This window comes from Anaerostipes sp. CAG:276, assembly GCF_000432215.1.
GTDB lineage: Bacteria > Bacillota > Clostridia > Lachnospirales > Lachnospiraceae > Anaerostipes > Anaerostipes caccae.
The window spans coordinates 5349-11336 of record NZ_FR889203.1 but is presented as its reverse complement, the minus strand read 5'-3'; the positions used below and the strand labels follow the sequence as shown (position 1 = coordinate 11336).

Sequence of the window (5988 nt, the reverse complement as noted above, 5' to 3'; positions counted from 1 at the left end):
AAACAGAAAGGAAATGAATGCATGAAAAAGATTATCAGCCGCTGTCCCGTGTGCAGGAATGACCTGGCCGTCACAAGACTCAAATGTAACTCCTGCAATACCATCATTGAAAATAATTTCAGACTCAGCAAATTTGATTATCTTTCAGACGAAGATCTGTATTTTACAGAGACTTTTATCCGCTGCCGTGGAAATATCAAAGAGGTTGAGAAGACGCTCGGCATATCCTATCCCACGGTCCGGTCCAAACTGGACACAGTGATCAAAGAACTCGGTTATGAATCAGCTCCCGATGAACAGCCGGTTCAAAAAGAAGAAATTTTGAAAGCACTGGAAAACGGTGAAATAACAGCGGAACAGGCAATCGCACAGTTAAAATAGCATAGAAAAAGGAGTTTATCATGGATGAGAAATTAAGAATTTTAAAAATGGTTGAGGATGGAACGATCACGGCAGAGCAGGGAGCTGAACTGATGGCGGCTATGAATACGGAGACTCCTCCCCGGGAGCCGGTGTTAAAGAGAAACAGCTACGACAAAAAAATGTTCCGCATCATTGTAGACAGTGTTTCGGGTGACAAAGTAAACGTACAGTTCCCGGTGGGAGCCATCAAGAAGATATTAAAAGTGACCGGGAAACTTCCGATTCCGGAAAAAGATCTGGAAGGAGTTGATCTTTCCAGCATGATGGACGCTGTTTCCGAATGTCTGGACGACGAAATCGAAGGAGATTTTGTCAGCGTAGCCGCAGCGGACGGAACGACTGTAAGAGTCTTTGTAGACTGACAGGGTATCTCATATGAAAGTAAAAATCAGAACAAAAGGGGTACACCTGTCTATGCCGGTCCCGGTTTCTATGGTCGGTTTTGTCATAAGATTCATTCCAGACAGAATATTCGAAGACATGAAAAGTCGTACGCCGGGTCCTTACTGCAGCCTGATTTCAAAAGATATTATCTCTCTAGTATTGAGAGAATCCCTGGATCTTTTCAAGGAACATAAAGGCCTGGAAATCATTCATGTGGAAGCACCGGATGGCACCTTTGTGTCCTTAAAACTGTAAAAACGTCTCCTGGTCAGATATTTGAATTGACCAAGAGACGTTTCTTTTTTTATTGATTTCTGACTTTTTCAACCCAGGCGGCTAACTCCTCTTTTGAATGTTTTCCGTTGAGGATTTTCCCTTCTTTTATTACTGCGGCATCGGCACAGCTGCTCTTCAGTTTCTCCGCTGCCTTCCCGAATCCGCTTCCCCCTGAAGTGGCAAACAGCACAATGGTTTTTCCTCCAAAATCATAGCTCTCTAAAAATGTATTGACAATCGTCGGAGCCACATACCACCAAACCGGATATCCAAGAAAAATGAGATCATAGTTTTCAATTTCCGCACTTTGATCAGCGATTGCAGGCCGATAGGTCTGATCGCTCATCTCCACAGAACTGCGGGACTTTCTGTCCGTCCAGTTCAAATCATCTTTTGTATACGGAACTTCCGGCTTAATTTCATAAATATCTGCATGTGCTGCTTCTGCCAGCGCCTGGGCGGCCTTTTTAGTTGTGCCTGTTGCCGAAAAATAGGCAACTAATATTTTTTTATTCATTGTATCCCTTCTTTCTGGTCATTACCTGATAAAATTTGTCTGTTGGAATTCTTCCTTCTCAGGCAATCCATATGCTTCCTTTCCGAGCGCAATGCTTTTTATAAGAAAGGCCATATTTTTTGCCAAGGTTCTCATCGTCTGCAGCCCTTCTTCATCCTGTCGTGCCTCTCCGGGCTCTCTTCCGTGTATGCCGTTCCAGTATTGGCTGGATGCAACCGGCATTCCTGTGATCGTAAAATATTTATTCAGCTGATCAAATGCTGCCGATAAACCTCCTCGTCTTGCCGCCACGGCACACGCACCGACCTTCATGGTCTTATCAAATTGTGTGCTGTAAAACAGCCGGTCAAGAAAAGCACTCAGCGTGGCATTTGCCGAAGCATAGTAGACTGGACTGGCAGCCACCAGGCCATCACATTCTTCGAATTTCGGTGCTGTCTCATTGACGATATCATTAAATACACATTTCCCTTTTTCCGCACAGGAATTACAGGCCGCACAGCCTCTGATGTCCTTGTTTCCCACTTGGACTATCTCAGTTTTTATGCCCTCTTCCAAAAATATCTTTTCCATTTCATGCAGTGCCACATATGTATTCCCCTTTGAATGAGGACTTCCATTGATCATTAATACCTTCATCATAAAACCTCCTTTTATTATAGAATACTCCTTAGAGTTAACTCCATGTCAAGAATTTTTTGTCCCATAAATTACCACGCTCATTTTATCGAACATATGTTTTCTTCTCAGCGTCAGCTGTGTTATACTCAAGTCAGAAAGGAGTGTCATATTTATGGAGAAATCAATCTATTCATGTATTGATCTGAAAAGCTTTTATGCTTCAGTAGAAGCTGCCGAACGAAAGCTCGACCCGTTTAAGGAAAACCTCGTGGTCGCCGATCCGTCCAGAGGCCGGGGTGCCATATGCCTCGCCGTCACGCCGGCCATGAAATCTCTTGGAATCAAAAACCGCTGCCGTCTTTTTGAAATTCCGGAGACTGTGACATATATCACTGCAAAGCCGCGGATGAAGCTCTATATGGAATATTCCGCCCGGATCTACTCCATTTATTTAAACTATGTCAGCAAAGAAGATATCCATGTCTATTCTATTGACGAATGCTTTCTGGATTTCACACCTTATCTGCATACGTATGGAAAAACTCCGAAAGAAATGGCGGTCATGCTGATGGATGCTGTTCGCAGAGAAACCGGGATCTGTGCCACGGCAGGCATCGGCACAAACCTATTTCTGGCAAAGGTAGCCCTGGATATCACCGCAAAACATTCACCGGATCATATCGGTTATCTGGATGAAAAAGAATTTAAGAGGACCATCTGGCATCACCGCCCGATCACAGATATATGGAATATCGGAAAAGGCATCGCGGCCAGGCTCAGCCGTTATGGCATTTATGATCTTTACGGGACGGCACATATGGATGAAAAGCTTCTTTATAAAGAATTTGGTGTCAATGCAGAGTTTCTCATCGACCATGCCCACGGGCGGGAGCCGTGTACCATAAAAGAAATTCATGATTATGAGTCTAAAAGCCACTCTGTTTCTCAAAGCCAGATCCTTTTTGAAGATTATTCTTATGACAATGCTCTTCTGGTCCTCAAAGAGATGACAGATGCACTGGCTCTGGAACTCAGGAGCCGTCATCTGACAACCGATTCCATTTCCATGTCCGTCGCATACTCCAAAAGAGAACTTCCTCCATCCGGCGGCACCAGGAAACTTTCGGAGCGGACCGATTCCTATCGGGAACTCTCTCATGAATTTGAACGTTTTTATCACCAGACTGTACAGAGGGGCATTCCCATCCGCAAAATCTCTGTCGGTGCAAATCATGTGGAGGAGACTTCCTTTCGGCAGCTTCATCTGTTTTCAGATATGGAAAAAGATGAAAAGGAACAGCATCTGCAGGATGCCGTCCTTTCCATTAAGCATCGATTCGGAAAAAACGCCGTGGTGCGCGGAATGAGCCTGTGTGAAAAAGCAACTGCCAGAAAACGCAACACGCTAATCGGAGGCCACAATGAAAGCTGACCGTGCAAGACAATTTCTTCCATTTGCCGCTTTACGAGGTTTTGATGAAATGCTTCGTGAGATAGAAAAGCAGTCAGTTCCAAAAAAAGAGTTGACGGAAGAAGAATTAAGACTTTTAAATGAAAAAATAAAGTTGATCGGCAAAGGATCAAATGTATGCATTGTTCATTACGAAAAAAGTGCATATACAGAGACAAAAGGAACAGTGTCTTTTATTGATCCGGTATTCCGCAGAATCTTCGTCGGAGAAAAGAGTATTTTCTTTGACAATATCCAAAGTATATCAGATCAATAGCTGGAGAATCATATTACTCCTCCTTTTGGCTGAATTTGACTGCTCCAAAAATCAGCCAGGCAATACCAATCAGCGTAATACCGATAGATACGCCTTCGGATACGCCAAAAATGAACTGCGAAGCATCGGACGTCATATGCTTTAACTGCGTAGAAGGCATCAGACGTCCGATGAACAGCAGCAGCAAACCGATGCACACATCTTTCAGTGATCTTAAATGCTGGCAGCTTCCTAACATTGTTTTCATGTTCTGTTCACTGGCTTCCGGCAGCTGTGTACTCTCTATATCTTGGCCCGCCACAAGCTCGTTCAGTGTTATATGAAGGGCATCGCATAACTTCTCATGGAGTGACAGGTCAGGGAGACACTTTCCGTTCTCCCACTTTGATACAGCCTTATTTGTAATGCCAAGCAGTCCAGCCAGCTCAGCCTGTGTCAATCCCTGTGCTTTTCTTTTACATTTTATGTAATTTCCGATTTTTTGTATATCCATAACTGCCTCCTTGATACTGTTTATTGTACCTTAGATTTTCATGAAATACTATCTACCTGTGGTAGAATTCCGGCAGATAAAAGAAAAAAGAATGTGAAGTCCTTTAGAACTTACACATTCTTCTTCCTGACCGATATTATTTCGTCTTTCTTAGATTCCTTCAAAGATATCTAAGATTTCCTGCTTGGATTTCGCATGGGCTATCTTATCCACATTGTCAAGGTCGGAACATGTGACTGCAATCTTGCCGAGCATTTCAATATGTTCGTCATTTTTCCCTGCAATCCCTATGATCACATAAGCAGTCTGACCGTCATAGTCCACTCCGTCCGGAACTTGCAGCAGTGAGATCCCGGAGGACTTGATCCTCTCCTCTGACTTGCAGATACCGTGCGGAATTCCGACATGATTGCCAATATAAGTACAAGCTGCCTCTTCACGTTTCAGCATATCTTCCAGGTATTCCGGCTGAACATAGCCATTTTCAATCAGCACGCCGCCTGCTGCCCTGATTGCATCTTCTTTTGAATCCAGTTTCACATTGAGACGAATATTATTTTCATTAAATACTTTATTGCCTGCCATTTTAATTCCTCCAATTTTAAATTTATTTGCTGCTTATATATAGATTATATAAATTCTGCGTCCAAAAATCCATTTATTCCAGTGCTGTATTTATCAAAAATAAATTTGACAAAGTTATCACTGTCACGACAAGCCATGTTCCAAAAAACAGTCTTTGTCATGAGAATATATTACGCCTACCGACTGTAAATATGCATATATAATCGTTGTCCCCACGAATTTCATTCCCCTCTTCTTAAGGTCTTTTGATACAGCATCTGACAATTCAGAATGAGCCATCCCCCTTTCAAAAATCACCTTTCCGTCCGTCCAATGCCAGATATACTCTGAAAATGTACCGTATTCTCTCTGTATCTCCCGGAATATCTCTGCATTGTTTACCGCCGCTCTGATTTTCAGCTTATTGCGGATGATTCCCGGATTCTGCTGAAGTTCCAGCATCTTGTCTTCTGTATAAGCACATATTTTCTCTAAATCAAAATCGTCAAGAGCCTCACGGAATGCCTCCCGTTTATTCAGCACACATTCCCATGACAGCCCTGCCTGAAAGGATTCCAGGACCAGCATTTCAAATAATCTGTGATCATCATATACCGGGACACCCCATTCCTCATCATGATAGCGGATGTAAAGCTCATTCTTTGGATTTGCCCGTGTACATCTCTGTTTCTTATCCGGCCATTCCATAAATTCTTCTCCTTTAAAGAGCCGTTCCCTTTTTCGGAACAAACAGCTGTGACATATCTGCCCCTTCATGCTCAAGCAGTTTTATTTTGGCGGCAATGCCCCCTGCATATCCTGTCAGGCTTCCATTCGCCCCAACTACCCGGTGGCAGGGAATGATAATAGAAATGGGATTATGACTGACCGCCCCTCCGACTGCCTGGGCAGACATTCGTGTTCTGCCAGTCTTTGCAGCTATCTTCCCGGCAATTTCGCCGTAGGTCATCACCTTTCCATAG

General features: G+C 43.5%; 11 protein-coding genes. 5 read left to right on the top strand and 6 right to left on the bottom strand.

The genetic code is table 11. The annotated features are described in order from the left end of the window. The first annotated feature begins 21 nt into the window (after positions 1-21). The 3 genes from QVP35_RS13880 to QVP35_RS13870 are packed head-to-tail and all read left to right on the top strand — an operon-like array spanning position 22 to position 1062. The gene (locus QVP35_RS13880; RefSeq protein ID WP_009289763.1) at positions 22-381 is read left to right on the top strand and encodes a DUF2089 domain-containing protein; all 360 of its coding nucleotides are present in this window, start codon (positions 22-24) and stop codon (positions 379-381) included. Positions 382-401: 20 nt separating this feature from the next. Beyond that, positions 402-785 carry an SHOCT-like domain-containing protein gene (locus tag QVP35_RS13875; RefSeq protein ID WP_006567131.1) on the top strand — a complete coding sequence of 128 codons (384 nt, stop codon included), beginning with the start codon at positions 402-404 and terminating at the stop codon, positions 783-785. 13 nt (positions 786-798) lie between these two features. Continuing rightward, complete coding sequence (locus QVP35_RS13870; protein ID WP_009289764.1) at positions 799-1062, top strand: hypothetical protein; 264 nt, start codon at positions 799-801, stop codon at positions 1060-1062. Between the two features lie 49 nt (positions 1063-1111). Here QVP35_RS13870 and QVP35_RS13865 read toward each other — a convergent pair whose 3' ends face one another. Together QVP35_RS13865 and QVP35_RS13860 are read right to left on the bottom strand one after the other, a co-directional pair. Beyond that, positions 1112-1600, bottom strand: a complete 489-nt coding sequence (locus tag QVP35_RS13865; protein WP_006567133.1) for a flavodoxin — start codon at positions 1598-1600, stop codon at positions 1112-1114. A gap of 21 nt (positions 1601-1621) precedes the next feature. Beyond that, the gene (locus QVP35_RS13860) at positions 1622-2242 is read right to left on the bottom strand and encodes a flavodoxin family protein (protein WP_009289765.1); all 621 of its coding nucleotides are present in this window, start codon (positions 2240-2242) and stop codon (positions 1622-1624) included. Between the two features lie 151 nt (positions 2243-2393). On the opposite strand from QVP35_RS13860, the gene QVP35_RS13855 reads away from it, so the two are divergent. Continuing rightward, positions 2394-3653 carry a Y-family DNA polymerase gene (locus QVP35_RS13855; protein ID WP_009289766.1) on the top strand — a complete coding sequence of 420 codons (1260 nt, stop codon included), beginning with the start codon at positions 2394-2396 and terminating at the stop codon, positions 3651-3653. Next, complete coding sequence (locus QVP35_RS13850; protein WP_009289767.1) at positions 3643-3948, top strand: YolD-like family protein; 306 nt, start codon at positions 3643-3645, stop codon at positions 3946-3948. The genes QVP35_RS13855 and QVP35_RS13850 overlap by 11 nt, the downstream gene beginning before the upstream one ends. A gap of 13 nt (positions 3949-3961) precedes the next feature. On the opposite strand, the gene QVP35_RS13845 is transcribed toward QVP35_RS13850, so the two are convergent. The 4 genes from QVP35_RS13845 to QVP35_RS13830 all read right to left on the bottom strand — a co-directional run. Beyond that, complete coding sequence (locus QVP35_RS13845) at positions 3962-4441, bottom strand: helix-turn-helix domain-containing protein (RefSeq protein WP_009289768.1); 480 nt, start codon at positions 4439-4441, stop codon at positions 3962-3964. A 150-nt stretch (positions 4442-4591) separates the two neighbouring features. Further along, a complete protein-coding gene (locus QVP35_RS13840) occupies positions 4592-5026 on the bottom strand; it encodes a PTS sugar transporter subunit IIA (protein WP_006567138.1) in 435 nt (144 codons plus the stop codon). Positions 5027-5149: 123 nt separating this feature from the next. Next, complete coding sequence (locus tag QVP35_RS13835; protein ID WP_009289769.1) at positions 5150-5713, bottom strand: DNA-3-methyladenine glycosylase I; 564 nt, start codon at positions 5711-5713, stop codon at positions 5150-5152. A gap of 13 nt (positions 5714-5726) precedes the next feature. Next, on the bottom strand, positions 5727-5988 hold a 262-nt coding region (locus QVP35_RS13830; protein WP_288187940.1), incomplete at its 5' end, for a methylated-DNA--[protein]-cysteine S-methyltransferase.

Coding starts and splice junctions, on each gene's coding strand:
- QVP35_RS13855 (WP_009289766.1), top strand. CDS start 2,394: ATGGAGAAATCAATCTATTCATGTATTGATCTGAAAAGCTTTTATGCT.
- QVP35_RS13840 (WP_006567138.1), bottom strand. CDS start 5,026: ATGGCAGGCAATAAAGTATTTAATGAAAATAATATTCGTCTCAATGTG.
- QVP35_RS13860 (WP_009289765.1), bottom strand. CDS start 2,242: ATGATGAAGGTATTAATGATCAATGGAAGTCCTCATTCAAAGGGGAAT.
- QVP35_RS13870 (WP_009289764.1), top strand. CDS start 799: ATGAAAGTAAAAATCAGAACAAAAGGGGTACACCTGTCTATGCCGGTC.
- QVP35_RS13880 (WP_009289763.1), top strand. CDS start 22: ATGAAAAAGATTATCAGCCGCTGTCCCGTGTGCAGGAATGACCTGGCC.
- QVP35_RS13865 (WP_006567133.1), bottom strand. CDS start 1,600: ATGAATAAAAAAATATTAGTTGCCTATTTTTCGGCAACAGGCACAACT.
- QVP35_RS13875 (WP_006567131.1), top strand. CDS start 402: ATGGATGAGAAATTAAGAATTTTAAAAATGGTTGAGGATGGAACGATC.
- QVP35_RS13850 (WP_009289767.1), top strand. CDS start 3,643: ATGAAAGCTGACCGTGCAAGACAATTTCTTCCATTTGCCGCTTTACGA.
- QVP35_RS13835 (WP_009289769.1), bottom strand. CDS start 5,713: ATGGAATGGCCGGATAAGAAACAGAGATGTACACGGGCAAATCCAAAG.
- QVP35_RS13845 (WP_009289768.1), bottom strand. CDS start 4,441: ATGGATATACAAAAAATCGGAAATTACATAAAATGTAAAAGAAAAGCA.